This is a genomic window from Streptomyces sp. NPDC006393, from assembly GCF_040628575.1.
Lineage (GTDB): Bacteria > Actinomycetota > Actinomycetes > Streptomycetales > Streptomycetaceae > Streptomyces.
Genome location: NZ_JBEXZD010000048.1, coordinates 14,421 through 39,880, shown reverse-complemented (window position 1 = coordinate 39,880; position 25,460 = coordinate 14,421). Strand labels below are relative to the sequence as shown.

26 protein-coding genes are annotated in these 25,460 nt (G+C 71.0%); 10 read left to right on the top strand and 16 right to left on the bottom strand.

The annotated features are described in order from the left end of the window. Nucleotides 1-151: 151 nt before the first annotated feature. From ABZ484_RS20945 to ABZ484_RS20920, 6 genes are all read right to left on the bottom strand, one after another. Nucleotides 152-910, bottom strand: coding sequence for an ABC transporter ATP-binding protein (locus ABZ484_RS20945; RefSeq protein WP_358867394.1), 759 nt, complete (start codon nt 908-910; stop codon nt 152-154). Between the two features lie 9 nt (nt 911-919). Beyond that, nucleotides 920-2,551, bottom strand: a complete 1,632-nt coding sequence (gene mdlC, locus ABZ484_RS20940; RefSeq protein ID WP_358867393.1) for a benzoylformate decarboxylase — start codon at nt 2,549-2,551, stop codon at nt 920-922. After that, nucleotides 2,548-3,354, bottom strand: a complete 807-nt coding sequence (locus ABZ484_RS20935; protein ID WP_358867392.1) for an ABC transporter permease subunit — start codon at nt 3,352-3,354, stop codon at nt 2,548-2,550. The genes mdlC and ABZ484_RS20935 overlap by 4 nt, the downstream gene beginning before the upstream one ends. Beyond that, nucleotides 3,351-4,160: an ABC transporter permease subunit gene (locus ABZ484_RS20930; protein ID WP_358867391.1), complete on the bottom strand. Its 810-nt coding sequence runs from the start codon at nt 4,158-4,160 to the stop codon at nt 3,351-3,353. The genes ABZ484_RS20935 and ABZ484_RS20930 overlap by 4 nt, the downstream gene beginning before the upstream one ends. Further along, nucleotides 4,157-5,086: an ABC transporter substrate-binding protein gene (locus ABZ484_RS20925; protein ID WP_358867390.1), complete on the bottom strand. Its 930-nt coding sequence runs from the start codon at nt 5,084-5,086 to the stop codon at nt 4,157-4,159. Before ABZ484_RS20925 ends, ABZ484_RS20930 begins: the two co-directional genes overlap by 4 nt. A gap of 274 nt (nt 5,087-5,360) precedes the next feature. Next, nucleotides 5,361-6,275: a LysR family transcriptional regulator gene (locus ABZ484_RS20920; protein ID WP_358867389.1), complete on the bottom strand. Its 915-nt coding sequence runs from the start codon at nt 6,273-6,275 to the stop codon at nt 5,361-5,363. A 201-nt stretch (nt 6,276-6,476) separates the two neighbouring features. Between ABZ484_RS20920 and ABZ484_RS20915 the strand changes: the two genes are divergently transcribed. Continuing rightward, nucleotides 6,477-7,370, top strand: a complete 894-nt coding sequence (locus tag ABZ484_RS20915; RefSeq protein WP_358867388.1) for a 2-dehydropantoate 2-reductase — start codon at nt 6,477-6,479, stop codon at nt 7,368-7,370. Beyond that, nucleotides 7,370-8,320 carry a VOC family protein gene (locus ABZ484_RS20910; protein WP_358867387.1) on the top strand — a complete coding sequence of 317 codons (951 nt, stop codon included), beginning with the start codon at nt 7,370-7,372 and terminating at the stop codon, nt 8,318-8,320. The genes ABZ484_RS20915 and ABZ484_RS20910 overlap by 1 nt, the downstream gene beginning before the upstream one ends. Nucleotides 8,321-8,389: 69 nt before the next feature. Here ABZ484_RS20910 and ABZ484_RS20905 read toward each other — a convergent pair whose 3' ends face one another. After that, complete coding sequence (locus ABZ484_RS20905) at nt 8,390-9,058, bottom strand: alpha/beta hydrolase (protein WP_358867386.1); 669 nt, start codon at nt 9,056-9,058, stop codon at nt 8,390-8,392. Between the two features lie 293 nt (nt 9,059-9,351). Between ABZ484_RS20905 and ABZ484_RS20900 the strand changes: the two genes are divergently transcribed. Further along, the gene (locus ABZ484_RS20900; protein WP_358867385.1) at nt 9,352-10,458 is read left to right on the top strand and encodes a DUF6215 domain-containing protein; all 1,107 of its coding nucleotides are present in this window, start codon (nt 9,352-9,354) and stop codon (nt 10,456-10,458) included. Nucleotides 10,459-10,624: 166 nt separating this feature from the next. On the opposite strand, the gene ABZ484_RS20895 is transcribed toward ABZ484_RS20900, so the two are convergent. From ABZ484_RS20895 to ABZ484_RS20885, 3 genes are all read right to left on the bottom strand, one after another. Next, nucleotides 10,625-12,418: an FAD-dependent oxidoreductase gene (locus tag ABZ484_RS20895; protein WP_358867384.1), complete on the bottom strand. Its 1,794-nt coding sequence runs from the start codon at nt 12,416-12,418 to the stop codon at nt 10,625-10,627. A gap of 147 nt (nt 12,419-12,565) precedes the next feature. Next, nucleotides 12,566-13,417 (bottom strand): alpha-L-glutamate ligase, encoded by an 852-nt coding sequence (locus ABZ484_RS20890; RefSeq protein ID WP_358867383.1) that lies wholly within the window; start codon nt 13,415-13,417, stop codon nt 12,566-12,568. Continuing rightward, nucleotides 13,414-14,316 (bottom strand): hypothetical protein, encoded by a 903-nt coding sequence (locus ABZ484_RS20885; RefSeq protein WP_358867382.1) that lies wholly within the window; start codon nt 14,314-14,316, stop codon nt 13,414-13,416. Before ABZ484_RS20885 ends, ABZ484_RS20890 begins: the two co-directional genes overlap by 4 nt. A 326-nt stretch (nt 14,317-14,642) precedes the next feature. Between ABZ484_RS20885 and ABZ484_RS20880 the strand changes: the two genes are divergently transcribed. Beyond that, complete coding sequence (locus ABZ484_RS20880) at nt 14,643-14,936, top strand: metalloregulator ArsR/SmtB family transcription factor (RefSeq protein WP_030185504.1); 294 nt, start codon at nt 14,643-14,645, stop codon at nt 14,934-14,936. Further along, the gene (locus ABZ484_RS20875; RefSeq protein ID WP_358867381.1) at nt 14,933-15,325 is read left to right on the top strand and encodes a VOC family protein; all 393 of its coding nucleotides are present in this window, start codon (nt 14,933-14,935) and stop codon (nt 15,323-15,325) included. Before ABZ484_RS20880 ends, ABZ484_RS20875 begins: the two co-directional genes overlap by 4 nt. An 85-nt stretch (nt 15,326-15,410) precedes the next feature. On the opposite strand, the gene ABZ484_RS20870 is transcribed toward ABZ484_RS20875, so the two are convergent. Both ABZ484_RS20870 and ABZ484_RS20865 read right to left on the bottom strand, forming a co-directional pair. After that, nucleotides 15,411-16,235, bottom strand: a complete 825-nt coding sequence (locus ABZ484_RS20870; RefSeq protein ID WP_358867380.1) for a DUF998 domain-containing protein — start codon at nt 16,233-16,235, stop codon at nt 15,411-15,413. Continuing rightward, nucleotides 16,232-17,020 (bottom strand): CPBP family intramembrane glutamic endopeptidase, encoded by a 789-nt coding sequence (locus tag ABZ484_RS20865; RefSeq protein ID WP_358867379.1) that lies wholly within the window; start codon nt 17,018-17,020, stop codon nt 16,232-16,234. The genes ABZ484_RS20870 and ABZ484_RS20865 overlap by 4 nt, the downstream gene beginning before the upstream one ends. Before the next feature lie 313 nt (nt 17,021-17,333). On the opposite strand from ABZ484_RS20865, the gene ABZ484_RS20860 reads away from it, so the two are divergent. Further along, on the top strand, nt 17,334-18,572 hold the full coding sequence (locus tag ABZ484_RS20860; RefSeq protein WP_358867378.1) for a histidine kinase: 1,239 nt from the start codon (nt 17,334-17,336) through the stop codon (nt 18,570-18,572). Further along, nucleotides 18,569-19,279, top strand: a complete 711-nt coding sequence (locus ABZ484_RS20855) for a response regulator transcription factor (protein ID WP_358867377.1) — start codon at nt 18,569-18,571, stop codon at nt 19,277-19,279. Before ABZ484_RS20860 ends, ABZ484_RS20855 begins: the two co-directional genes overlap by 4 nt. Before the next feature lie 67 nt (nt 19,280-19,346). Here the strand turns inward: ABZ484_RS20855 and ABZ484_RS20850 are convergent, their stop codons facing one another. The 4 genes from ABZ484_RS20850 to ABZ484_RS20835 form a co-directional block, all read right to left on the bottom strand. Further along, the gene (locus tag ABZ484_RS20850; protein ID WP_358867376.1) at nt 19,347-20,561 is read right to left on the bottom strand and encodes a PP2C family protein-serine/threonine phosphatase; all 1,215 of its coding nucleotides are present in this window, start codon (nt 20,559-20,561) and stop codon (nt 19,347-19,349) included. Nucleotides 20,562-20,681: 120 nt separating this feature from the next. After that, nucleotides 20,682-20,837 (bottom strand): hypothetical protein, encoded by a 156-nt coding sequence (locus ABZ484_RS20845; protein ID WP_358867375.1) that lies wholly within the window; start codon nt 20,835-20,837, stop codon nt 20,682-20,684. Nucleotides 20,838-20,971: 134 nt separating this feature from the next. After that, nucleotides 20,972-21,889, bottom strand: a complete 918-nt coding sequence (locus ABZ484_RS20840) for an NADP-dependent oxidoreductase (protein ID WP_358867374.1) — start codon at nt 21,887-21,889, stop codon at nt 20,972-20,974. A gap of 484 nt (nt 21,890-22,373) precedes the next feature. Beyond that, nucleotides 22,374-23,003, bottom strand: a complete 630-nt coding sequence (locus ABZ484_RS20835; RefSeq protein WP_358867373.1) for an ABATE domain-containing protein — start codon at nt 23,001-23,003, stop codon at nt 22,374-22,376. A gap of 138 nt (nt 23,004-23,141) precedes the next feature. On the opposite strand from ABZ484_RS20835, the gene ABZ484_RS20830 reads away from it, so the two are divergent. The 3 genes from ABZ484_RS20830 (at nt 23,142) to ABZ484_RS20820 (ending at nt 25,376) form a co-directional block, all read left to right on the top strand. Continuing rightward, nucleotides 23,142-23,690: a carboxymuconolactone decarboxylase family protein gene (locus tag ABZ484_RS20830; protein WP_358867372.1), complete on the top strand. Its 549-nt coding sequence runs from the start codon at nt 23,142-23,144 to the stop codon at nt 23,688-23,690. A 133-nt stretch (nt 23,691-23,823) separates the two neighbouring features. Beyond that, nucleotides 23,824-24,309, top strand: a complete 486-nt coding sequence (locus ABZ484_RS20825) for an ATP-binding protein (protein ID WP_358867371.1) — start codon at nt 23,824-23,826, stop codon at nt 24,307-24,309. Nucleotides 24,310-24,467: 158 nt separating this feature from the next. Continuing rightward, on the top strand, nt 24,468-25,376 hold the full coding sequence (locus ABZ484_RS20820) for a LysR family transcriptional regulator (protein ID WP_358867370.1): 909 nt from the start codon (nt 24,468-24,470) through the stop codon (nt 25,374-25,376). The last annotated feature ends 84 nt before the right edge of the window (nt 25,377-25,460 follow it).

The following is a 25,460-nucleotide window of genomic DNA, read 5'->3' as shown; positions in this document are numbered from 1 at the left end:
ACGTCCCGGCGATCAATCCTCTCGTCGGCGGGCCCGTGGGAGACAGAGGTGACGTGACAGATGCTCAGCGCGAGCGGCTGGAGCCGCTTCTACCGGTGAGCAACGGGCGTTGCGGCAGGTGACGGAACTGCCGCCCGCCGGCGGGGGTGCCTCAGCGGCCGGCGCCCGAGCGCACCGCGCGTCCCACCTTCGCGCGCAGCGCGACGAACGTGTCGGAGCCCCGGGTGGTGATCTGGTCCCGTTCCTCGGGCAGGTCCACCGGCAGGTCGAGCACGATGTGAGCGGCCGGTCCGGGCGAGAGGACGACGACCCGGTCGCCCACGTACACGCTTTCGTCGATGTCGTGGGTGACGAGGACGGTGGTCGTGCCGTCGGCGCGGTGCACCTGCCGCAGCAGGTCCTCCAGGTCCTCGCGGGTCTGGGCGTCCAGGGAGCCGAACGGCTCGTCCAGGAGCAGCAGGGCGGGGCGGCAGACCAGCGCGCGGGCCAGCGCGACGCGCTGCTGCATGCCGCCGGACAGCTGCCAGGGGTGCTGCCGTACGGTGCTGGTCAGGCCGACGCGCTCCAGCATGCGGTCGGCCGCCGCGCGCCGCTCGGCGCGGCGCAGTCCCCGGCGGCGCAGCGGCAGGGCCACGTTGTCGCGGACCGTCAGCCAGGGCAGCAGCGAGCGGCCGTAGTCCTGGAAGACGACCGCCAGCCGGTCGGGCACGCCGGTGACCGGGGTGCCGTCGAGGCTGATCGTGCCCTCGCGCGCGGGAAGCAGACCGGCGATGGTGCGCAGCAGGGTGGACTTGCCGCAGCCGGAGGGGCCGGCGACGCACAGCAACTGGCCGTCGGGCACGGTGAGGGTGATGTCGTGCAGGACCCGGTGGTCGCCGTAGCCCTGGCCGAGGCCGTCGAGGCGGAGCATGCCGGGCCGTCACCCCGCCCACGGGTCGGTGTACATCGCGCCCTCGGTCGCGGCGACGCGCAGGTGCAGCAGGCGAGGGCCGTCCTCGTCGCCGGCGTCGAGGACGCGGTCCAGGGCGGCGGGCAGGTCGGCGGGGTCGGTGGCGTGGTCGGCCGGGCAGCCGAGGGCCGCGGCCAGGGCGGGGAAGTCGATGCCGGTGATGTCCGTGCCGGGGACGGGGCTGACGCCGATACGGCGGCCCAGGGAGCGCACGGCCGCGTAGCCGCCGTTGTCGAGGAGGACGTAGCTGACCGGGGCTTGGTGGCGGGCGGCGGTCCACAGTGCCTGGACCGAGTACAGCGCGGAGCCGTCGCCGAGCACGCACACCACGCGGCGCCGGTCGGCCAGGGCGCGCCCCACGGCGAGCGGCAGGCCCCATCCGAGGGCGCCGCTGCCGGTGGTGAGGAAGCCGCCGCTCGCGTCGACGGGTACGCGCGCGTGCAGGGCGTCCCGATGGCTGGGCGCTTCCTCGACGAGCACCCGGTCGCGGGGCAGCCGCGCGCGCAGCAGGTCGAAGACGAGTTCGGCGGTGATCCCGGGTCCGGGGGCGGCGGGCGGCGGGGTCTGGCGGGGCGGGGGCGGTTTCCGGTCGGTGGGGGCCAGCTGGGCGGTGAGCCGGGCGAGGGCCGGCTTGAGGCAGGTGACGATGCTGGTGCCGGTGGGGAGCCAGGCCGCCTGTGCGGGGTCGCAGTCCAGGTGGAAGAGCTCGGTGCCCGGGTGCAGGGGTGGTGCGTCCTCGGCCACGTGGTACGTGAACACCGGTGCGCCGAGGGCCACCACCACGTCGTACGGCGCCAGGCGCGCGGCGAGCGCGCCGGGGACCGGTGGCAGGAAGCCCTGGAACAGGGGGTGGGTCTCGGGGAAGCCGGAGCGGCCGGACAGGGGGCTGATCCATACCGCGGCGCGGGTTCGCTCGGCCAGCGCCCGTGCCTCGGGCAGCGCCTCCTCGTCGTCCACGCCCGGGCCGACCACGAGCGCGGGGCGCGCGCAGGCGTCCAGGCGGACGGCCAGCGCGGCGAGGGCGTCCTGGTCGGCGGTGTACGCGGCGTGCACGGTGCGCGGCCGTACGGGCTCGGCGGGCTCGTCCCAGTCGTCCTCGGGGACGGAGACGAACACCGGGCCGCGCGGGTGCGTCATCGCGATGCGGTGGGCCTCGGCCAGCACGGCGGGCACGTCGGCGGCGCGTTCGGGCTGCCGGGCGAACTTGACGTAAGGGCGCGGGAACCGGTCGGGTTCGTCGGCGCCGAGGAAGGGCCGCAGCTGGATCAGGGAGCGGGCCTGCTGGCCTGCGACGATGAGCAGCGGGACGCGGTCGCGGTGGGCGTTGAAGACGGCTCCGAGGGCGTGGCCGACGCCGCCGGCCGAGTGCAGGCTGACGAACGCGGCGCGCCGCGTGCCCAGGGCGTGCCCGGCGGCCAGGGCGACGGCGGTGGACTCCTGCAGACCGAGCACGTAGGTGAAGTCCTCGGGCCAGTCGCGGAACATGCGCAGCTCCGTCGAGCCCGGGTTGCCGAAGGCGGTCGTCATGCCCGTCTCGCGCAGGAAGCGGACGACGGCCTCCCGGACGGTGGTCCGGGCGCGGTGGCCGGCGTGCAGGCTCATAGGGTTCTCTCCCTTCGACTCTTACCGCCGACGAGCCGTCTCTCGGCCGCCAGCAGACCGGTGTTGAGCACATGGCCGAGTACGCCGAGCAGCAGCAGCACCGCCCAGACGGTGAGCAGGTCGGAGCGGGACTGGGCGTCGGTGAGGGCGAAGCCGATGCCGTTCGCGGAGCCCGGCAGCAGTTCCGAGAAGACCATGAGGATCAGGGACAGCGACAGGCTCAGCCGCAGGCCGGCGAAGATGTGCGGCAGCGCGGAGGGCAGCAGCAGGTACCGCAGCCGTTCGACGGGGGTCAGGCGCAGCACGGCGGCGACGTCCAGGCGCAGCGGGTCGGTGGCGCGGGCGCCCTGCGCGGTGTTGACCAGTACCGGCCAGACGGCGCTGAAGACGATCGACGCGAGCTGCATCGGCGTACCGAAGTCGAACAGGACCACGAACACCGGTACCAGCGCCGGGGGCGGGACGGCGCGCGCGAACTGCAGCACCGGATCGCACAGCGCGTACGCCCGGCGTGAACGGCCCACGGCCATGCCGAGGGCGATCCCGGCGACGGCGGCGAGCGCGAAGCCGGCGGCCAGGCGGCCCAGGCTGGGCAGGATGTCGGTGAGGGCGGCCGGGGTCAGGAACAGGTGCCGGGCGGGGCCGGAGAACCACAGCGCGTGGGCGTGCCGCACGATGCGCAGCGGCGGTGGGAAGGACACGCTGGGGTGGGTGGCCGCGGCGGCCTGCCAGGCGGCCCCGGCCACGACCAGGACGAGCAGGCGCAGCAGGGGGTCGCGCAGGGCGCTTCTCGCCCGGTTCACCGCGTGTCCTGCGTACGGTGGTCCGGCGTCCACGGGAAGAGCCGGCGCTCGCCGTACACCAGGACGGTGTTGACGGCCAGGCCCAGCGCGCCCGCCCAGACGACGCCGGCCAGGACGTCTCGGGCGCCGTCGGTGGCGAGTTGGGCCTGGGCGATGAAGATGCCGAGACCCCGGCCGAAGCCCGCGAGGAGTTCCGTGGCCACGGCCAGGATGAGGGCAACGGCGGCGGAGATGCGTATCCCGGCGGCGATGAACGGCGCGGTGGCGGGCAGTTCCACGCGCAGGAGTACCGCGATGCGCCCGAAGCCGAAGGCGCGCAGGGTGTCCTTGGCGAGCGGGTCGGTCGCCCCGATGCCGTAGACGGTGTTGAACAGCACCGGCCAGACGGACGCGTAGGCGATCAGCGTGACCTCGGTGCCGGTGCCGGTGCCCAGCAGCAGGGACACCAGCGGGATCAGCGCGACGGACGGCAGTGGCCGCAGGAACTCCACGATGGTCCGGGCGGCGGCGCCGAGCAGCGGCAGGCTGCCCAGCAGCAGCCCCAGCGGCACCGCGATGGCACAGGCGAGGCCGAGCCCGAGTGCAAAGGCCCGCAGGGTGGCGCCGACCTGGCCGAGGAAGGCGGGGTCGCCGGCCAGACGGACGGCCCTGGCCAGCACCTCGGAGGCCGGCGGGAGGTAGGCGCGGCCCACGATCCCGGCCCGGCCCAGCGCCTCGCAGACGCCGAAGGCCAGCGATGCGCCGAGCGCGCCGAGGCCGAGCCGCTGTCCCCGGCCCGTCCGGGGCGCCGCGCTCCCCTCCCTCATGTGATCAGCAGGGTCGCCGGATCGACGGGCTTCTTCAGCAGCCCCTGCCGGATCATGAGCTGGGTGAGGCGGCGCAGTTGCGCGGGGTCGGTGGCGGTGGCGTAGGCGGGCAGTCCGACGGAACGGGCCTGGTCCGCGGTCACCTTGGTGTATTTCGGCAGTTCGGCTCGTACGGCGGCCGGGTCGCGGGCCGCGATCCGTGAGGCGGCCTCGACGGCCCGCCTGAAGGCGGCCGCCGCCTTGGGGTGTTTCTCGGCGTACTGCCGGGTGGTGACGTAGCCGCTGATGGGCAGGGAGGCGACGGGGCCGGACCCGCCGTCGGCGAGGACGCGGGCGCCGGCCTGGGACTGGATCGCGCTGTCGAAGGGTTCGGCCGCGTGCACGGCGTCGACCTGGTGGCGTTGCAGCGCGGGCCCCATCTGGGGGAAGGCGATCTGTCGGTAGACGGGGTGGCCGAGGCCCCGCTGGTCCAGGATCGCGTCGAGGGTGAGCGACTGGATGTTGTTGAGGATGTTGACCGCGACCTTCTTGCCCGGCAGGTCGGCGAGGGTCTTGATGTCCGAGTCCTTGGGCACCAGGACGTCCATCATGTGCGGGGCCATGCGCACGCCCTCGCTGATGATGCGCAGGTCGAGGGTGCCCTTCTCATCGGCCTGGAGGAACGTGACGTAGTTGGCGCCGGCGATCACGTCGACCTGGCCGTTGGCGAGGGCGGGCAGCGCCTGGATGCTCTGCTGGACGGGCTGGATACGGACGTCCAGTCCCTCCTTGGCGAACAGCCCGCGGTCCCGGGCCAGATACAGCGCGGCACCGTCGGCCAGCGGCAGGGCGGCGACGGTCACCGTCTCCCGCCCGCTCGACGAGGCCCCGGAGCCACCGCCACCGCCGCCGCATCCGGTGAGCGACAACGCGAGAAGCGCTGTCACGGCTGCGGTCCTGCCTCTGATCCCCCGTAAGTGACATGACGTCATGAACCGCATGGGTATCAGATTATTGTCATGAACACTACCGGCGGCGCACGATTCTCCCGCAGACGCGCGAGAGCGCCTGTGGCGATGCATACCCGGATCAGCCGCGGCGACACGCTTCCCGGACGATGAGACCGCTGTGGCTGCGACGCGGCGAGCACCGGCACGAGGCACAGTCCGGTGCGGTCCCCGCATGGCGGGGAGCGCTTCCTGCGCCGCCGGGTGAGGCGGCCTATCGGCTGCGGCTCGCCCGACCGGACAGGCGGGCGCAGTGGTGGGCGACGGTGTCGGCGAAGGCGCGGGCCAGTGGGGAAAGGGCGTCCCAACGGCGAACAGCCCAGCCGGCGGTGAGCGCGGGGAGGGCGGGGATCGGGACCAGCCGCAGGTCGGGGTGGCCCGGGCCGGTCCACTCGGGCAGGGTCGGGACGACCGCGTGACCGAGCCCGAGCCCCACCAGCAGGATCGCGGTGTCCCAGTCGGTGACGCTGGTGTCGAAGACGGGCCGGACGCCCGATTCGGCAAGCCACGTGCCGAGTTGGGTGCGCGCCGTGGAGTTCTCCGGGAGGCCGATGAGCCGGGCGTCCTGCAGGTCCGCGGGCTCGATGGAGGGCTTGGCGGCGAGCGGGTCGCCGGCCGTGACGGCGAGTGACCAGGGCAGGTCGACGACGGGCCGCTGTTCGACGGCGCCGCCGGCCGGCCGCAGGGTGATCCAGGCGAGGTCCACCGCGCCGGCGGCGAGCGCTTCGAAGCAGCCTCGGCTGGACGTCTCGGTCTGGAACTCCAGGCTGGCCCGCGGGAAGCGCCGGCGGAACTCGACCACGGCGGCGGCCATGAAGTGCCGGACGGTCGTGGCGCCGGTGGTGACGCGCACCGATCCGCCCTCCGCGCGGGCGAGTTCCTCGATGCGGCGCACGGCTTGGTCGATGCGCCCCAGGCCCTCGGTCACCGCCGTGTGCAGCAGTTGCCCCGCCGGAGTCGGCGCCACCCCGCGCGGGAGCCGTTCGAGCAGGCTGAGTCCCAGCTCCCGTTCGAGTCGCTTCACGTGCTGGCTGACTGCCGACTGCGTGCAGTCCAGGTCGCGGGCGGCAGCACTCAGCGCGCCGGTTCGGCAGACCGCGGCGAAGACACGGAGATCGTCAAGAGTCATGAGATCCAAGCTTAAGCTTGGGTCTCGCAAGCAAAAACCGTGGATTGACTTGTACCGTGCCAGGCTTGATCATCGTTTCCGGGCCCCAGGGCGGCAACCCGCCCGCTGTCTCGACCGCGATCCGGACGCGATCCCGACACGGGCGGGTGCCGACCCGCCACGGGCCGACCGGCTTCCCGGCCTCTCAGGACAGGAGCACATGTGAGCACGACCAAGCTGACAGTGGCCGTTCTCGGCCCGGGCGGCGTCGGCGGCCTGATCGGCGCGCTGCTCGCCCGCGACGGGCACCGCGTCATCTGCCTGGCCGGCGAGCGGACCGTCGCCGCACTGCGTCAGGACGGGCTGCACGTCGACAGCGGCCAGTACGGGACGTTCACCACGGCGGTGGAGGCCGACACCGAGCTGCGCGAGCCGGTGGACGCGATCTTCGTGACGGTCAAGCAGACCGCGCTCGCCGAGGCGCTCGATCGCATTCCGCCCGAGGTGGTCGGCACGGCGGTCGTGGTCCCGCTGCTCAACGGCCTCGACCATCTGACCCTGCTGCGCGAGCGCCTTCCCTCGGCCCGCGTCGTCGCGGGAGCCATCCGGGTCGAAGCCACCCGTACCTCACCCGGTCGCATCACCCACACCAGCCCGTTCGCCGACCTCGAACTCGCGGCCCCGGCCGAGGAGTTCGCGGAGCCGCTGCGGCAGGCCGGACTGGGCGTGACCGTGCGCGAGGACGAGAGCGCGATGCTCTGGGACAAGCTGGCCTTCCTCGCCGCGTTCGCCCTGCTGACCACCCGTCACCACACCGATGCCGGCACCGTACGCAGCCGGCACCGCTCCGAACTGCTCACCGTCCTCGACGAGATCGCGGCCGTGGCCCGCGCCGCCGGAGCGCATCTGACCGCCGACGGCCTGCTCTCCTTCTTCGACCGCGTCCCCGAGACGATGAAGTCCTCGATGCAGCGCGACGCCGAGGCCGGCCGGCCGCTCGAACTCGACGCCATCGGCGGCGCCGTCCTACGCGCCGGAGCCTCCTACGGCGTCGCCACCCCGGCCACCGCCCGGCTGGTCGCCGAGGTGGCGCAGTCCGTACGGCGAGGGGCGTGATGTCACGGTCCGCCCCTGCGCACCGGCCCCGGATCGAGGCGTTCCTGTGCGCGCACGGGGCCGACCGGATGCCCCACCCCGGCGGGACTCTCCTGGACCACCTGCGCCGCGTCGCCCGACTCCTCTCGGCCTGGGGCGCCGAGCCGGCCGTCCAGCTCGCGGGGTTGTGCCACGCCGCCTACGGGACGGACGGATTCGATGGGGCGCTCCTGGACACCGCCGAGCGCGCGGTGCTCACCGAACTGATCGGTGACCGTGCGGAGGCTCTCGTGTACTTGTACGCGAGCTGCGACCGGGCGGTCGTCCACCCACGCCTGGGCGCCGGGCGCCCGGTGACCTTCCGCGACCGCTTCACGAGCCGCGACCACACACCGGCCGAGGCCGACGTACGCGCCGTCCTGGAGATCACGGCTGCCAACGAGCTGGACGTACTGGCCCACAACGCCGACTTGGCCGAAGCCCACGGCCCGGCCCTGTACCGCCTGTTCGCCCGTTCACGCGAACTGCTGTCCGCCTCCGCGTGGGAGGCCTGCGCCGAGCAGCTCGCCCGGTACGCCCCCGAGCCGGGGATCGTGATCAGCGACTTGGACCACCTGGTGCTGACCGTCGCCGACGTCGAACGGACCATCGCCTTCTACCAGGAGGTCCTCGGCATGCGGGCCGTCACCTTCGGGAACGGGCGCCGCGCGCTGTCCTTCGGCAACAGCAAGATCAACCTCCACGAGGCCGGCCGGGAACTCCTCCCTCACGCCGCTCGCCCGACCCCTGGCAGCGCGGACCTCTGCCTGGTCACCGAGGCTCCGCAGGAGCAGGTGCTGGCCCACCTGGCCGCCTGCGGCGCACCCGTGGAGGAAGGCCCGGTACCGCGCACCGGCGCCCTCGGCCCGGTCCTCAGCACCTATCTGCGCGATCCGGACGGCAACCTGGTCGAAATCTCCACCTACACCTGAGCGGCCATGGGACGAGTGACGTAGTGAACCGGCCCGGCTGCCTTCACCAGGGCGTCCATCGGAAGTGGATCAGCCGGCCCAGGTCGTCGTGGTGAGTTCGACGAGGTGCCGTGCCGTGCCGGCAGGATCGACGATCTGATGGAGGTGCGCGCCGGGCAGGTGCGCCACGCGCCAGCCGCGTTCGCGCGCTTCGACGGCGCAGTCGTCGTACGGCGGGCCGAACAGCAAGTACGAGCAGGGATGGTCGTCCCAGCCGTCGGGGACCGGGATGTGCTGCTCGTAGTACGACAGCGGCAGGGTGGGCTGCTCCTCGACGACTTTCTGCCGCATCACCGGTTCGGAGAACATGGGTGCGACGTCTGCCTCGTCCCACCAGTCGGTCCAGCGTGGCAGCCTGCCGTTCACGGCCATCGGGCGGACGAACTCCAGCAACTCGGGTGAGGCGACGGGCGTCGGGCCGATCCGGGCCGGCAGCGCGGCATCGACGAAGACCGAGCTGGTCACCGGATGGTCGAGGCCCGAGCGGATCACAGGGAGAAACAGGCCCGCGTTGCTGTGTGCCACCAACGTGACCGGGCTGCCGGCCGGGACCCGCCGCAGATCGTCGCGCACCGAGTCGACGACGCGGGGCCAGAAGGGCGGAGCACCGGCGCCCACGTTCAGCAGGGACGGCACCCGCACCTGGTATCCGGAGGCGGTCAGGTGTTCGGCCACAGGGTGCCACGTCAAGGGGCCCACGGACGGACTGTGCACGAGAACGAAGACCGGCTGCATGGAACGATCCTGTCGCCCACGCCATCACGGCCGCGACTGTCTTTGCCGACAGCAGAACGCTCGACTTCGAAGAGGCTGACGCGCTTTCCCGTCCGAGGCAAGCACAGCGCCTCGCCAAAGGCATCGAGGGGTACCACCGAGACACCGCCACGCCGGACGGATCGCCGGCACCGCCTGGTCCAGTGGAGGTCGAGCTTTTTTACGGAATCATGGCTTCCACCATGGCGAATGCAACCTTGTCATGATCAGATCTAGGAATGCTCGGCTTCCTCCTCCGGCTCCTGCCCTTCTGGGTCCGCGAGCCCTTGCTCATCGTGCTCGGGTCCGTACTCGGCGTGCGCATCATGTATCTCGGCGTCCACGACCACGACTGGGGCGCGTCCGGTCTCGGTGCGGTGTTACTCGTGTTCACGGCCATCCGCGTCGCCGGGGTGATCCGTGCGCTGCGCGCACGCCGGAACCGGGGTGCGGCGGCGACACACGTGAACGCCGCGGGCACGGCGGGGGGCGACGCCTCCGCCGGGACGCAGGCCCAGGTCCAGGCGGAAGCGGGGCCTCACCCGGACCCGGCCGCTCAGGAGAACGCCGCTGCGGAGAACGCCACTGCGGGGAGGGTCGTCCCGGGGAAGGCCGTTCCGGAGAGGGCCGTTCAGGAGAAGGAGCCCAACGCGTGGCTCCAGGCCGTCGCGGCCGTCGCCGTGTTCGCGGCGATCGGGGCCGCGCTGTGGCTGGTTCCGGACAAGCTGACATCCGCCGACAGCACGCCGAAGGCCGTCTCGTGCCCGAGCGGGGACCACGAGGAACTGCCCACGGCCTACCGCCAGAACTCCCGGGCCGTGACCGGCGACGAGCTGTGCAAGGCACTCAACCGGCCCGATCTGGCCCAGCTCCTCGGTACCCCAGGAGAGATCGCGGACACGGCCTCGGGCACCAACGGCACCGCTCCCCTCACCGACGGGAAGGTCGCCCTGCCGGAGGCCAAGATCACGTTCGACACGTACTCCGTGAACCTCTCGGCCACGTACAACGAGATGACGACCGCCCAGTACGTGAAGCTGATGAGGTTCGGGGGCGAGCAGGACGTCAGGACGCTCACCGTCCTCGGGCGGCCCGCCGTCCTGTCCTCGGACCACACCATGAAGATCGAGATCAGTCTCGGGGCCGGCGCAACCGGCGGAACCGGCGGACCGGTCGAACAGGGCCCCCTCGCCAGGACGTTGACCGTGGCCCTCGACCGGAAGGACCGGGGCGGCTACTACGACATCACCGTGTGGAGCGAGTCCGGAGCGCTCCCGGACGACAGCCGCCTCTCCGCCATCGCCGAGAAGATCATTCCGACGATCCCCGAACGACCCGCTCGATAGGACGCCCCGGGAACTCCCGGAGTCGGCTGGTGCCGGTCGAGGAAAGTCCGCACACCCTGGACCAGGGTGTCGTAGGCGGGCGCGTCCACCCGCCGTCGGACTCGGTCATCGGCAGCTCGGGGGCCCCGGCTGGGCCGCTGCCGTTCGGCGGCAGCGGCCTTCCTCCTCAGCCCAGATCGAAGGTGTTGGGCAGGCCGAGCCGGTAGCGCACCTCGTCGATGCGTTTGAGGGGCTCCAGTTCCTGGGGGCGGTACAGCTCCCAGATCCGGCATCGTTCGGCGTTTGAGCCGTCCTGGTCGAGCAGCGCGTTGACGGCCCGTCGCGCCGACTCGTTGGCGCCTTCCATCGTCGCCAGGTCCACGTCGGTGCGGACGTAGTCGCCGGCGAGGAAGAGGTTCGGTACGGCGGTTCTCGCCGACGGGCGGTTGTAGAGCGTCCCCGTGGGATGGATCAGCAGCGGTTCGCGGTTCTGCGGATCGGGACCGCCGAGCCCTGTCACGGCCGGATCCATGAACCAGCCGAGCCGGTCGGTGTCCGTGAGCGTCGTCTTGCCGGAGTCGTTCAGGGCGTCCTTCAGTTGCGCCCAGCACTCCTCGACGATCTCCTCACGCGTGCACTCACGGGCCGTCTTGCCGTACAGGATCCCCGGCCGGTCCCACTCCGAGACGATCGCGGACAGGCAGTCGTGGGCGCGTCCGTCGCCGTAGTCGCTCGAGAAGTTCCGTACGTCCCAGAACTGCGCCTGCCCGATCGCCGTCACCGACCAGGGTGAGTCCAGACAGTTGATGTGCCCGTGGACGACGGGGGTCGGCGTGCCGAGGTAGAACTGCACACCGGTCATCCAGTCCGTCTGCAACGCGTCGCACCGGGCGAGTTGCGGGTCGGCCGCGCGCAGGGCGGTGCCCCAGGTGCGCCGGGCGTGCTCGACGGGCATGGCGCTGACGTAGTGGTCGGCGGTGACGGTGCGTTCGTCGCTCCCGTCACGGGCGGAGACCCTCACGCCGGTGACGCGCCCGCCCGCGTACAGCACTTCGCGCACCTGCGTGCCGAGCACGAACCGGACGCCCAGGGAGCGCAGGTGTGCGGACCAGGGGTCGATCCACGCCTCGCTCGTGGGTGCGTTGAGCACCCGGTCGATGTCCGCGTCGCCGTCCATGCCGCGGCCGAGCAGGCCCCACAGCAGCAGCGCCTCGATGATGACGCGGCCGACGGTGCGGGTGGAGGCGATCTGGGCGCGGGTGGCGACAAGGTTGCGGGTCTGTCCGATCCCGAGGAGCGTGCGGTACTCCTCGCTCATCCGCTCGGCGCGGATGAACTCCCACCAGGAGGTCTTCTCCCACTGGTCCTCGCGGCGTGCGTCGCAGCTGGTGAGGTGGACGAGGACGCGGTCGGCGAAGTAGGCGGCCTCGTGCGCGGGCAGCCGGCTGCCCAGGTCGAGGACGGAGAGGATCTGGTCGCGGATCCAGGACGGGGTGATGTCGCCGGGCGCCGGCGGGGTGGTGACCCGCCTGAGGGGGAAGTGGAGGTCCGGGCGGCCCGCCTCGCGGGCGAAGAGCGCCTCGGTACCGCTGCGGAGGTTGTCGTGGACGCCGTTGGCGTTGCCGGGGAAGGGGATGCGGCGCATGGTGTCCGGCAGGTTCCGGTAGAAGCCCGGGAAGAAGCGGAAGCCGTGTTCGCCGGGCAGGGGTCTGCGGCCGCCCGTGCCGGTGTGCGGGACGTCCATCGAACGGGCCTTGCCGCCGAGGACGTCGTAGTACTCGTAGACGGTGACGGTGTATCCGCGTTCGGCGAGTTCCTGGGCGGCGCTGAGTCCGGAGACGCCGCCGCCGAGGACGGCGACGTGCTGTCCGGCGGGGGTTGCGGCAGCAGCGGCCCGCGGCCATAACGCGAGCGCGCCCACCGCGCCACCGGCACCCGTCAGGAAGCGTCTGCGGGTCGTTCCCTGGTGTCCTGTTGTCATGGATACGGAAGGGTAGGCAGAGCGGGGACGCGGCGACAGGCCGCCGTTCGGTCGCCCACGGCATCCTCACAAAGATGCGGGATTCGTCCGGGAGAAGTCGCTGACCTGGTTTTCATGGTCCGAGGAGACGGAGGGCGAGGGGACGGCTCACGTGAACGGCGGTCCGGCTGCCCGGAGCCCGACTCTCCCTCCCCCCTTCTCCTCCGCGGTGCGCAGTGCGAGTGCCGTCAGTGCCTCGGGGGCACCCATCTGGCCGCGGACCCCGGGAAAGGCGTTGACGTCCACGATCCGCGGTGAGTCGCCGCCGGCGTCGATCAGGTCGACCCCGTACACCTCGAGCCCGAAGAGCGGGCCGATCCCTCTCGCCATCTCCAGCCACCCCTTGGGGAGTTCACGGAGGGCCAGCGACACGGTCTCACGCCCGGCAGTGGGGTCGCCGGCCAGCTCGGAGCGTCGCAGCGCCGCGAACACCTGACGGCCTATCACCCAGAGCTTGCGGTCCCAGCCGTCGTTGGCGGTGTAGGGCTGTACGACCACCGGCTCGTCGGCCCACTGGCCGCACAGGTCATGGAGCCGCCCGGCGTCGTCGATCCGCGCGATGAGGTCACCGCGTCTGCTGTGGCGGCTCTTCACCACCAGCGGATACCTGAGTCCGGGCTCGGCGGTGAGCTGCCGGAGCTTCGCGACGGTTGTGCTGCGCGCGAACGGCAGCCCCGCGGACACCGCCAGTTCCGCCATGCGGGTTCTGTCCTGGCAGAACGCTGTGGCAGAGGACGAGTTCACCACGGGAGCGCCGCGCTCCTCCAGCGCTCTGGCCAGGGCGAGAGCGGGCGCCGTACGCGCCTTGAGGAGGTAGACGTCGGCCGGTGTGTCGGGGATGCGCTGTGCCGCCGCGTCAGCGGGGTCGATCCACTCGACCGTGTGGCGGGGCGTCAGAAGAGCGGTTGTGGCGGCCAGCAGTGGATGGTCGGGCCGCGGCGTGATGAGACCGACCCTCATATGGCCTCTCCGACGGCCGCAGGCATCTGCGCCGGAGTCCGGGCGGCGCGCAAAGACGTCATGACGGTGGCCGGCGGCGGCGCCGCACCTCCGTCGCGTGCCAGTTCCAGGATGGCCCTCGCCACCCGGGCCGGCGCGTCGGGGACCTTGCGGAAGCTCGGAAAGTCGTTGACGTCCACGACCACCGGACCGTCAGGACCCAGGAGCACGTCCACGCCGTACAGGTCGAGCCCGTAGACCTGGCCGACATCGGCCGCGATCCGCGCCACCTCCGTGCTGAGTTCGACGCGCCGTTCGGGGAGCGTGCGGCTCGGGTGGAGCGGCGAACAGCGCTCGGTCGCGTACAACTCGCCGCCGACGCAGTACACCTTGAGGTCGGCTCCGGAGTTGGGCACGTACGGCTGGGCGATCAGGAAGCCCTCGCCTGCCAGCTTCGCTCCCATCTCCTTCAGCCGGATCGGCGACGACACGAGGTGTACGCCGCGACCCGAGCTGCCGTCGGCCGGCTTGACGACCAGCGGATAGTCCGCATCCGGTATTTCGGCCAGCGTCTCCCAGCGAGCCACCGCGTACGTCAGCGGGACGGGCAGCCCGTGGCTGCGGCCGATCGCGGCGGCCAGCGCCTTGTCCCGGACGCCTCTGATGGCGCGGGCGTCGTTGACGGTGGTGAGCCCGACGGCTGCGGCAGCCTCCAGCAGTGTGAGCCCGGGGCCGCCCGACACCGTCTTGAGCACCCACGCGTCGTGGCTGCCCCTGCGCACCGCCTCGGAGACGGGCACCAGCGAGCTGCCGGGGCGCAGAACGTCCACGCTGTGTCCCCAGGAGGTGAGTTGGCGCATCACCTCGACGGGCATGCCGTCATGACGGTATTGCTCCTCCACCAAGAAGCAGAGTTTCATCGGCCTTACCCCATAACCCCTCAACCCGGCGTGCCCGGGCACGCGGCCAGACCACCTGACACATGACAGGTCATGATCTCCTGCGCCCGCCGCTCACTTCACCGGACCCCCTGGGAGGGCATCCGGTTCAGGTAGCCGGCGTTCCGGGATGTTCTCGCGACGGGTGGCGTCGGCGGTCGTTGCACGGCGGGCGAGTGCTCGTCCCGTACCGCCCCCACGCTGCTGCTCGGGGGGAACGGCACGCCTCCACCGCCCGAGAAGCCTGCGGCGGATGCGAGGGCGGCCTGCGGTTGATAGGCAAGCAAGGACTTGCCTATGGTGGGGGCGTGCCAGATGATGTCTTCAAGGCGCTGTCCGACCCGACCCGCAGAACGATCCTCGACGAGCTGACGGAGCGGAACGGCCAGACCCTCTTCGAAATCTGCGCGCGGCTCTCCATGAAGCACGGGCTGGGACTGTCACGTCAGGCGGTCAGTCAGCACCTCGCCGTACTGGAGGCCGCGGGGCTGGTAACGACACGGCGCGAAGGCCGCTACAAGTTCCACAACCTCACCACCGAACCGCTCGAACAGATCGTCTCGCGCTGGCTCAAGCCGCAAGAACCGGAGACCGGAAAATGAAGATCTACGTCGCCCACGTATTCGTCGACGACCAGAACAAGGCCGAGCGCTTCTACACCGACGTGCTGGGCTTCGTGAAGAAGAACGACATCCCGCTCGGCGGCGGCGCCCGGTGGCTGACCGTCGTCTCGCCCGAGAACCCCGAGGGCGCCGAACTGCTCCTGGAGCCGTCCGGCCACCCCGCCGTCCCGCCCTACAAGGAGGCACTGGTCAAGGACGGCATCCCGGCCACCTCCTTCGAGGTCACGGACGTGCACGAGGAGACCGCCCGCCTCCGCGAGAAGGGTGTCGTCTTCACGCAGGACCCGGCCGACATGGGCCCGGTCACCACGGCCGTCTTCGACGACACCTGCGGCAACCTCATCCAGATCGTCCACCACAACGCCTAGCCAAGGCTCGTCACCCGGGCCGCGAACGCCGCCCTGCCCGGTCAGGGCGCCGGCACAACGCTGCCGAACACCTTCCCCGCGTCCATCAGCCGCATGCCGAAGTCCGCCGGCGGCTGCCCACCCGATCGCCTTCGTGGCGGGTGCTCGGTGGCAACTCCTGCACCCCTTTTCCACCCCACGGTGGGCGGGCCTGGGCGGTGCTGCCGGCGATGGCGCGGGATTCCTCGGAATGCCGTGTCCCGCGGAGGATGTGAACGGCCACGATCGCCAGCCAGGCCTCCAGGGCGAAGACCGCGACGCGCTCGATGCCTCCCATGCCAAGGCCCAGATAGGCGCGGCTGAAATGCAGGATCGCTGCGGCAAGGGCGACTGTCCCGATGATCAGCGTGGGAGTCCGAAGGGCCTTGAGCGGTCCGCGGCGGAAGGCCGCTGCGGCGACGAGCAGGCCGACATTGCCCCCGCCCATGATGAACAGCGCGCCCAGAGTGTGCATGTTGAGGCTGACGTCGGCGGGCCACAATGCCGCCGACAGGTACCCGCACGCGCCGATGGCGATCAGGATTCGCGCGGTCTTCGACGCGGAACCCTTCCCCCAGGACGACGCGGTCAGGATCACTCCGAGGACGATGAGCACCGCCGCGGTGGCGGCCGACACGTTGAAGAAGGAGTGCAGCGGAGAGCAGATGTATCGAACCGGCGGATTGTCGGCGGCGTCGGTGTTTTTGCAGTATATGTTCCCCAGATCGCTGATGTTGTTGTTCCGCAGACTGTACGGGGTTTTCCAGCCGAGTTGTGTGATGACGTTTCCGAGCACGAAGACCACCACTCCGGCGAGCCAGAAGACGGCGCCGAGCCTGGTGACGGCGGACTGGTTGTTCCGGCGCTTGGAAAAGGTTGCCGTGGAAGTCATGACGTGAACCTGCCCGGAGTCGTCGGCCGAGTGAGCTCGCGCGGTGTCAGCCGTCGACTCACGATGATCCACAGAGCTATTGCCGCCATCGGGACGGCGGAAAGGAGCATCGGTCCCGTCGGCCCGAGCCCGGCGTCCTGGTCCAGGTACTTCCCCAGGACGACGGAAAGGACCATGTTGTTCCCCGCGTGCGCCAGACTGGCCACCCAGACGCTGCCGCTGCGTATGTAAAGCCACATCAGGAGCACTTCCTGAAGCTGGAACGAGACGGTCCACACCAGGAGGCCGAGCACGACGTGGGAGAAATTGATGTACCCGATGAACGCCAGCGGAAAGTGCCACACTGCCCAGATGAGTCCCGTGACAATGGTGGATGGCAGGAGGCGCCCGTTGAAGAGACGCGGCCGAAGAAAACTCGTCCAGCCGAACTCCTCCCCCCAGTACACCGGGGTGAGCACCACGGAGACCACCATCAGGCCCAGCAGTGACAGGGCTTCCTTCGGACCTGGGAGAACACCGCCGGGGCCGGAGAGGTTGGCGTGCCACAGGCCGAGCACGACCGCAATCCACAGCGTGCACGCCACGAGGCAGGCCGGACCCAGCCAGGCGGCCAGGTAGTACCGCCATTCCGACCTCAGCCGAAGTCGCAGCCCGGCGTCGGCGAACCCCTCGCGGGTGACCCAGCGGCGCACCGCCAGCCCGGCCAGGCCCGGCATGCAGAAGGCCGGAAGTTGCAGCACGGGATTGACCGGGGAAACCCCGAGTACCTTCGTCGCGAAGAACAACCACAGCCATGTTCCACCGAAGGAGACGGCAAGGAAGGCCGCAATTCCCCTCTTCCGTGTCGGCTCGCGGAGATGCGAGGGACTCATCACCTGACGTGTTCTTGGTGGCACGGTCTTTTCGCCTTGATGCGTTCTTTTTCTGCACCACCCGGCAGTTCCAAATTGTCGGCGGCGCAGGCGCAGACCACTGTGACATCAGGCGTAATGCGGCACATCGCTGCTTCGGGCGATCTTCGCATCCCTCTTTTTCGGGATGCCTTTCTGGCTCTTCCGAGGGAGGCCCGTGCGGCGGAATGTGCCTACACTTCACAGTGTGCGCAAGAAGATCCGCCCGCTTGTGAGTCGGGCCACATACCGAGGCTGGTCCTTTGCCTTCCTGGGCGCCGCGGCAAGTGTGCCGCCACTGCTCGTCGCGGCCTTTTCGACGCCGTCGGGAGAGCCGGGCGCCCTGCGCGGCACCATATTCGTCCTGGTCTTCGCCGTCGTGGTCGCTGCCATGGCCTGGCCCCGCGCGACGCGGCGCGCGAGCGTGCGGCTGGCCGACCAGTTGCTGGGCGTGCGGCTGCCCGCGCCCGTGGAGCCGCACGCCTCCCGCTGGGTCGACTGGCTGCGGACATCGGCCTGGCTGGTGGTGCACATGGTCATGGGCGGGGCGGTGACGGCGGTGACCGGACTCGGCCTGTTCGCGGCCGTCATGTTCCCCGCCGTCTGGCTGGGCGCGGGAGGCGGGCTGACCGTCTTCTGGTTCACCGTCCGGGCACCGCACGGATGGCAGGGCGCCTGGACCCTGCTGCCGGCGGCGGGATGCCTGCTGATCGCCGCATGCGTCAGCGCCGCATTGGCGGCCGGGTTGCGGCGGCTTGCCCCGCTCCTGCTCGGACACGGCCGCGCCGAGCGGCTCGCCGCGGCCGAGGAGCGGATGAACCTGCTGGCCCAGCGCAACCGGCTCGCCCAGGAACTGCACGACTCCATCGGGCACACCCTGACCGCGTCCACCATCCAGGCGGCCGTGGCCCGCGAACTGCTGGAACGCGACCCGCAGGCGGCCCTGCGCGCCCTGGGCAGCATCGAGGAGACCTCCCGGGCCGCCATGGACGATCTCGACCACGTCCTCGGCGTCCTGCGGCAGGAACAGCCGTCCACCCGGCCACAGCCCACTCTCGCCGGCCTCGGCCCGCTCACCGAGCGGATGCGCCGGACGGGCGCCGACCTGGCCGTGGACACCACGGGCGACCTGGCACGCGTACCGGCCACGGTGTCACGGGAGGCCTACCGGATCGTCCAGGAGGGCCTGACCAACGCGCTGCGGCACGGCGGGAAGACCGGTATCCGGCTGCGGGTGGCCGCATACGACGGATGGCTGGAGGTGCAGATCACCAACCCTGTCGACGTCGGTGCGGCGGTGCCGCGCAGCCCGCGCCGACAAGGGCACGGCCTGGCCGGGATCGGCGAGCGGGTGCGGCTGCTGCGCGGAGAGGTGTCGGCCGGGCTCATGGACGACGGCTTGCGGTGGCACATCACCGCCCGGATCCCGCTACCGTCGGGATCGTGAACGCATCGACGGAATCCGCCGCGGAGCCAGGCCGGAGGCTGAGCGTGCTCGTGGTGGACGACGAGGAGCTCACCCGCACCGGACTGCGGGCCCTGCTGTCGGCCCAGCCCGACCTCACGGTCGTCGGCGAGGCCGCCGACGGCAGCGAGGTCCTTCCCCTGGTGACCCGGCTGCGGCCCGACGTGGTGCTGATGGACGTGCGCATGCCCCGCATGGACGGCATCGAGGCGACCCGGCGGCTGCGCGGCGAACTGCCCGACCCGCCCAAGGTCGTCATCATCACGACGTTCGAGAACGACGAGTACGTGTGGGACGCGCTGCTGGCCGGTGCCAGCGGCTTCATCCTCAAGCGCGCACCGTCGGCACAACTCGCCCACGCCATCCGGCTCGTGGCGACCGGCGACTCGGTCCTGTTCCCGTCCGCCGTCCGGCGCCTCGCCGCGGACCGACCCTCACCGAGGCCGCGCTCCACCCGTTCGAAACGGCAGGCCGCCACGCTCACCGGCCGAGAGACGGAGATCCTGCGGCTGATGGCCGAAGGGCTCTCCAACCAGGAGATCTCCAGCCGGTTGACGATCACCTTGGAGACGGTCAAGACCCACGTGGGCAACGTGCTGACGAAACTGAACGCCAACAACCGCACTCACGCCGTGGTGCTGGCGTACGAGACGGGCACGCTGCCCGCCCGCCTCGCGGACCCCGAGTGACGGGCCCGTCGCGGTGCGTCTTCTCAGGCGGCCGGTCGCGCCGGGTCGGTGCGCGGCGGCTCCGCGTTCAGAACTCGGTGTGGCTGCGGGCTTGAGGGAAGGGGTGCCACTCTGTGAGCACGATGGTCGCGTCATCGTCGAGCTCGCCGCCGTGGTGTTCCAGGATCGTGTGAATCAGGCGGCGCAGGGCTTCGGGCGCGGGGTCGCCGGCGGCTATGGCGCGGATGATGAAGTCGGCGAAGCGTTCCTCGCCGAAGCGGATCCCACTCGGCGAGCGGGCTTCGGTGACCCCGTCGGTGTACAGCAGGACGCTGTCGCCAGGCTCCATCTGGAAACGGCACACGTGGCGACCCATGCCGGGCTGCATGTTTCCCAGGCCGAGCGGCGGTTGCGACTCCCGCCCGAGTGCTTCGCGCAGTACATCTTGGCCGCGGATGAGCATGGGTGTCGGGTGCCCGCAGTTGACCCACTCGAGGCTGCCGGTGCCGGTCTGCATGTTCGCCAGGACAGCGGTGACATAGCGGTCGGGAAAGACCTCGTGAACCGATGCGTCGATGGTGACCGCGATCTCCTCGAGTCCTGCCCCGTGGCGGCGGGACGAGCGGCAGGCCGCGAGGGCCACGGAGGTGACAAGCCCGGCGGCCAGGTCGTGACCCATGGAATCGAAGATGCCGAGGTGGACCGTGTGATCGAGGGTGGAGTGGTCGAAGGCATCGCCGCCGAGGTCGTAGGCAGGTTCCAGCACGGCGCTGGAGGTGAACCGATCGGTACCGATGGTCCGTGGCGCGAGAAAGGCCCAGACCAGCTCTGAGGGGGGTCGCATGTACCCGCCGACGCGCTGTCGCGCGATGTAGGCATCGCTGTATCCGCCCTTGTCGACCACGATCAGAGCGATCAGGGACACCAGGGCGCGGCAGGTCTCCATCGTGGTGGCATCGATCACCGGGGCCTGGATGGCGACGACGCCCAAGCGCTCTATTCCATCGAGCAAGGGCATCCACAAGAGCAGCCCGTGTCCCATGGCGTCCTCGGTGATGCGGGGAGAGGCCGTCCGGTACGACCAACCGGCGAGTGACCCGTCGATGGGCATGCTGCGCGGCGCCTCGACCCGTGAATCCGGCACCGACACCAGCAGATTCTGCTGCAGGTCAGCGAGGTAGATGGTCAGGTTGCTGATCTGCAGCGATTCGTACTCGCGCCGCAGTGCCTCGGGTAGATCGGTGGGCGCTATGGTCGAGTGCTCCCTCAACAGGCGAAGCACTGCCTGGGCCCGCTCAGGCATCGCTCTCACCAGCTCCCCGCCGCGGCTTGCCCTCTCTGCCAACGCTACGCCCGTCGAGGCATCGGCACCCGCAGGGGCCAACCGATCGCCGCTACGGCCGGCTGAGCTCGTATCCGGCGATCATGCGGTCTCGGCAGGAATCGAGCCGGCGCGGGCCTGGCGGCGGCGCGTCGACAGTCGGTATTCACCGGTCGGCCCTTGCTCCTCGATGGGCGCCACGGGCGGCAGCAGGCCGGGCGGCAGCGCCTTGCGGTGCCGGCGCAGGATCTGCCGCACCGCACGAGCGCGGACAGGAAGAGGGCACCGCCCCTCACCGGCGGCCACCTGATGGGGAGTCAACCGGCCGCCGGCGGTCACGCACAGTTGCTGATCCGAGACGCCCGCTCAATGGCCACCTCGGGCAGCCGTGACTAGGGTCGGAGCACGATCTTGCCGTGGGTGTGCTGCTGTTCCAGCTCGCGGAAGGCGTCTCGCACCTGTTCCAGCGGGTAGGTGCGGGCGATCGGCACCTCCAGCTGTCCGCGCGCGGCAAGCCGGGCCAGCTCGCCGAGTACGGCCGCGCACGCCGCCGCGCCTTCTCCGTAGGTCCGCGCGCCGACCTTGGCCGCGGCCTGCCAGTCGCGGATCGTGTTGATCCGCTCGGGTGGCACGCCCAGTTCCACTGCCAGTGCCACGTAGCCGTCGCCGAAGGTGTCGATGAACGCGTCGACCCTGCCGCCGGACGCCTGACGGATCCGCTCGGCCACACCGGGCCCGTACGCGACCGGGAGAACACCTCGGTCCTTCAACCACGCGTGGTTCCGCTCGCTCGCCAGCCCGATCACCGTGGCGCCGCGCCGCCGCGCGAGCTGCACCGCGAGCGATCCGACGCCGCCCGCCGCACCGGAGACGACGACCGTGTCGTCCGGGCCGGGGTCCACCGCGAACACGGTGGCGTAGGCGGTCGTGCCGGCCACGTACAGCGCCCCGGCCACGTCCCAGGCCAACCCCGCCGGACGGGATACCAGATTCACGTCGTCGACCACGACGAACTGCGCATGGCTCGCCCGCCTGTGGGTGAAGCCCAATACCTCATCGCCCACCGCGAAGCCCCGGACATGCGGGCCGGCCTCCACCACGACGCCGGCCAGATCGCTGCCCTGCCCGGAGGGAAACGCCGCCGGCCAGCGTTCGTGCAGCGCGCCCGTGCGGATGTGCGCCTCGCCGGGCTGGATCCCGGCCGCTCGGACCTCGACCAGCACCTGCCCGGGACCGGGCACCGGCCGTTCCACCTCCTCCACCCGCAGCACATCGATCCCGCCGTACTCGTGAAACCGCACCGCCCGCATCGCGTGATCACCGTACCTTCTCGTCCGGACAAGGCTTGGCCGGCCGCACGCCACAGAACCGACGCCGACCGTGCCACCGCATTCAAAGATCAAGCGCGGATCCGTATTCCCGAGACCGAAAACACCACCGACGGCGATGCCATCCGCGCCCAGGACCCACCCGCGGCCTGATGCGGCCCGTGCGATTCGGGCCCCAGGACATCGGCGGAGAGTGACGGCGGAGGTGGCCGTACACGGGGCATTCTCGCCGGCCGCCGAGACGTGCTCGCCGCCCGTGACGTCGGCGGCAGGGCTGTTGCGACTGTGGACGTGTGGACCTCCGCGACGCCGTCGTGACCCCCGCAACCCGCCGGGTGAGCGTTACTGCCACGTCGGGACGGACCCGCAGGGAGCGTCGTCACCGACAGGTCGTTCCCGTCGCGCGGTGAGCGCCGCACCTCGCATCCGGTGAACGCTCAGGCGCGCCCCTCAACCGGCGGGCCACTCAGCTCTGTCGGGCTGTGTGGTGGCGCCGGTAGTGGCGGGCCACGCGCACGCGATTGCCGCACGCAGGGGAGCACCATTCCCGGCGCGCGTGGTTCTTGACGAAGAACAGCGGACAGTTCGGCGCCAGGCAGGGGCGCAGACGATCGAGGTCGGGTCCGGCGAAGAGTTCGACAGCTTGGTGCGCGATGAGCTGCACGGCCACGTCCGCGACCGTCCCAGGGCCCCGATAGACGCGTGACGGTCGTCCGTCGGTGGGCCAGACGAGCTGGGCCCAGGTCTGCGCGAGAGCGTTCAGTGTGGCGATCGCTTCCGGCCGTGCCAGTTCCGCGGCGGTGGCCGGCGGGCGCGGATCCTGCGTCGCCTCCGCTGCCAGCTGTCGCAGCGCGTCACGCAGCGCCCGCAGAGCGCCGGCCACGGGACGCACCGCGTCCTCGCTCAGTTGGTCGTCCTCTGCCGAGGCCTCGGTTCCGAGGCGGTGGGCGACCGCGCGAAGCCAGGCCGCGGCGCCGGCGTCACTGTCGAGGGCGTCGCACGTGCGGCCGCGGTCCAAGGAGACCGTGTTCATCAGTTCGACCGGCAGCGGTTCCCCCAGCAGCGTCGCTCCCGTGGTCACACCCTCAGTCGTCATACGTCCAGCCTACCACCCAGGCTAATGGATGGATCCATCTCCAGCCATTTGACGACGGCGGAACACTGCGTCATGCTTCTAATGTCTAATCCGCACAGAAACCATTAGGTTCGATGCGGAGGAACGAAGGAGACCGCGATGTCCGCACTGCCCCAGATCAACCCCGCCGAGGCCACCGGTGAGGCAGCCGACCTGCTCGCCGAACTCAAGGAGAGCATCGGTTCCGTTCCCAACATGGCGAAGGCGATGGCGAACAGCCCCGCCCTGCTCAAGGGGTGGATGAGCCTGTCCGGCGCGCTCGCCGGCGGAGTGCTCCCCGCCGCCGTCCGGGAGCGCCTCGCCCTGGCCACGGCCGAGTACCACCGCTGCACCTACTGCCTGTCCGCCCACACTTTCCTGGGCAGGCGAGTCGCCAAGCTCGACGGTGACGAGATCGACCGCGCCCGACGCGCGGAGTCGGCCGACCCGCACGCCGCAGCACTGCTCGCCCTCTCCGACGCCATCGCCCGAGGCCGCGGCACAGTCGACGAGGGCACACTCAAGGCCGCCCGGGCCGTCGGCATCACCGACACCGAGATCGCCGAGGTCGTCGGCAACCTCGCACTCAACATCCTGACCAACTACTTCAACATCGTCGCCGACACCGACACCGAATTCCCCCTCGTCAGGCCGCACCAGCAGGCCTGACGCCCCCGGCGTGCGGGTCGCCACTCCCTGTCCTGCCGACGGCGACCCGCACATCCACATCCATCCACCCGCACCGGGTTCCGCCGTTCGCCGAGAACCAGGCGATTCGGGACCTGCCGAGAGGACGGGACCCATGCCGATGACAGGCGCTCTGCTGGGCCTGCCGACCCGGGACACAGAGGCGGAAGGACCCCGCGAGGAGGTGCCGACGTCCGCCGCGATGACACTTCACGCCGAGGCGGCTCTTGTGAGGAGTGTGCGTCGCTTCGCCGATGCTCTGCTGAGCCTGTGGCGGATCGGCGACGAGACACGGGACGCTGCCGTGCTCATCGTCGACGAGCTGGCCGTCAACGCGGTCGAGCACGGCCGCACCGACATGACACTCCTGCTCACCCTCGACGGCGCAATACTTCGCATGGCCGTCGCCGACACCGGAGCACATGCCCCGAGGCGCGGGGCCGGCGGTGATCCCGACGAGCACGGGCGCGGTGTGGGAATCATCCAGCACCTGTCGGAGCGGTTCGAATTCCATCAGAGCGAACGCCGCTGCCTGGCGTATGCCTGGCTGCGGGTGCAGATACGTCCCGGCACGTCGGTGGAAGCCGGTGCGGCGGCGTGAGCCCGGGGCCCGCCTGCCGTCCGGACAGCTCTCACCGCCCGCCGAGGGCACAGCGTGCGGAAACACTCCGGGAGCCAGCTGCATCACCAAGGGCGACCATAAGCAATCCCACTGACCGAAAGGTGAAGCCGCCGTCTCGGCTGTGATCCGATGTGCGAATGGAGCTACGGGAGTTGCGAACGTTCGTGGCCGTGGCCGAGGAGGGAAGCATGTCCGCGGCAGCGCGTCGCCTGCATGTCAGTCAGCCCGCGCTGTCCCAGACGGTCGGGGCGCTGGAGCGGCAGCTGGGCCTGAAGCTGCTGATCCGCACCAGCACCGGCGTGCGGACCACGGAAGCGGGGCTGACCTTGCTGGGGGAGGCTCGCGCCGTGCTGGCCCGGCACGGCCAGGCGCTGCGCACGATGGCGGTACGGACCACCGAAGCCGCCGGCACCCTGCGCCTGGGCGTACCCGGCTCACTGCCCTTCGACCTGCTCGGCCCCGTCGTCGAGCAAATCGCTTCACTCGGTCCCGAGACCCGGGTCCAGGTGCGCCGCCTTTCCAGCGCCGCGCAACTGGCGGCGCTGGAGGCCGGCGAGCTGGACGTGGGACTGCTCCGGGAACGCCCGGGCGGGTCCGGTTTCGACGCGATGCTGGTGGTCAGGGAGAGACTGGGCGTCCTCCTCGCCGTGGAACGGGCGGCCGAGCTGTCCGGTCCCGGCGGAATCCGGCTGGACGCCCTCAGCGGGTCGCGGTGGCTGGGGTTCCCCCGTTCGGACAGCCCTGCCTGGTACGACGAGGTGACGGCGATCCTGCGCAGCCACGGTCTGGATCCCGGCCCCGACGACCCCGAAGAAGGGCAGCTGCTTCCGGAGGTCCGGCTGGCGGCGGTCCGTACGGGCAAGGCCTTTGCGCTGGCGCCGCCGAACTGGCTGCAGCGCATACCTGACACGGTCGCCTGGTCACCGCTCGTCGGTCACCCCCTGGTGCGGCGCACCTGGGTGGTCTGGCAGGCCGATGTCCGCAGCCGTGCCCTGGCGGGCTTCGTCGCGGGTTTCACCGAGCTCGACCCGGAGGCCGAGGGATGAGCCCCGTAAGAAGTCACGATGGCGGCCATAGCCAAGAACGATTACCCGCAGCGCGGGGCCGACAGGCAGTGTGGGGGCGTGCGC

Excerpts from the sequence above, each read along its gene's own strand:
- ABZ484_RS20835 (WP_358867373.1), bottom strand. The coding sequence starts at position 23,003 with ATGACGACTGAGGGTGTGACCACGGGAGCGACGCTGCTGGGGGAACCG.
- ABZ484_RS20830 (WP_358867372.1), top strand. The coding sequence starts at position 23,142 with ATGTCCGCACTGCCCCAGATCAACCCCGCCGAGGCCACCGGTGAGGCA.
- ABZ484_RS20870 (WP_358867380.1), bottom strand. The coding sequence starts at position 16,235 with ATGACTTCCACGGCAACCTTTTCCAAGCGCCGGAACAACCAGTCCGCC.
- ABZ484_RS20895 (WP_358867384.1), bottom strand. The coding sequence starts at position 12,418 with ATGACAACAGGACACCAGGGAACGACCCGCAGACGCTTCCTGACGGGT.
- ABZ484_RS20850 (WP_358867376.1), bottom strand. The coding sequence starts at position 20,561 with ATGCCTGAGCGGGCCCAGGCAGTGCTTCGCCTGTTGAGGGAGCACTCG.
- ABZ484_RS20885 (WP_358867382.1), bottom strand. The coding sequence starts at position 14,316 with ATGAAACTCTGCTTCTTGGTGGAGGAGCAATACCGTCATGACGGCATG.
- ABZ484_RS20840 (WP_358867374.1), bottom strand. The coding sequence starts at position 21,889 with ATGCGGGCGGTGCGGTTTCACGAGTACGGCGGGATCGATGTGCTGCGG.
- ABZ484_RS20890 (WP_358867383.1), bottom strand. The coding sequence starts at position 13,417 with ATGAGGGTCGGTCTCATCACGCCGCGGCCCGACCATCCACTGCTGGCC.
- ABZ484_RS20900 (WP_358867385.1), top strand. The coding sequence starts at position 9,352 with ATGCTCGGCTTCCTCCTCCGGCTCCTGCCCTTCTGGGTCCGCGAGCCC.
- ABZ484_RS20920 (WP_358867389.1), bottom strand. The coding sequence starts at position 6,275 with ATGACTCTTGACGATCTCCGTGTCTTCGCCGCGGTCTGCCGAACCGGC.
- mdlC (WP_358867393.1), bottom strand. The coding sequence starts at position 2,551 with ATGAGCCTGCACGCCGGCCACCGCGCCCGGACCACCGTCCGGGAGGCC.
- ABZ484_RS20820 (WP_358867370.1), top strand. The coding sequence starts at position 24,468 with ATGGAGCTACGGGAGTTGCGAACGTTCGTGGCCGTGGCCGAGGAGGGA.
- ABZ484_RS20945 (WP_358867394.1), bottom strand. The coding sequence starts at position 910 with ATGCTCCGCCTCGACGGCCTCGGCCAGGGCTACGGCGACCACCGGGTC.
- ABZ484_RS20910 (WP_358867387.1), top strand. The coding sequence starts at position 7,370 with ATGTCACGGTCCGCCCCTGCGCACCGGCCCCGGATCGAGGCGTTCCTG.
- ABZ484_RS20875 (WP_358867381.1), top strand. The coding sequence starts at position 14,933 with ATGAAGATCTACGTCGCCCACGTATTCGTCGACGACCAGAACAAGGCC.
- ABZ484_RS20930 (WP_358867391.1), bottom strand. The coding sequence starts at position 4,160 with ATGAGGGAGGGGAGCGCGGCGCCCCGGACGGGCCGGGGACAGCGGCTC.
- ABZ484_RS20825 (WP_358867371.1), top strand. The coding sequence starts at position 23,824 with ATGCCGATGACAGGCGCTCTGCTGGGCCTGCCGACCCGGGACACAGAG.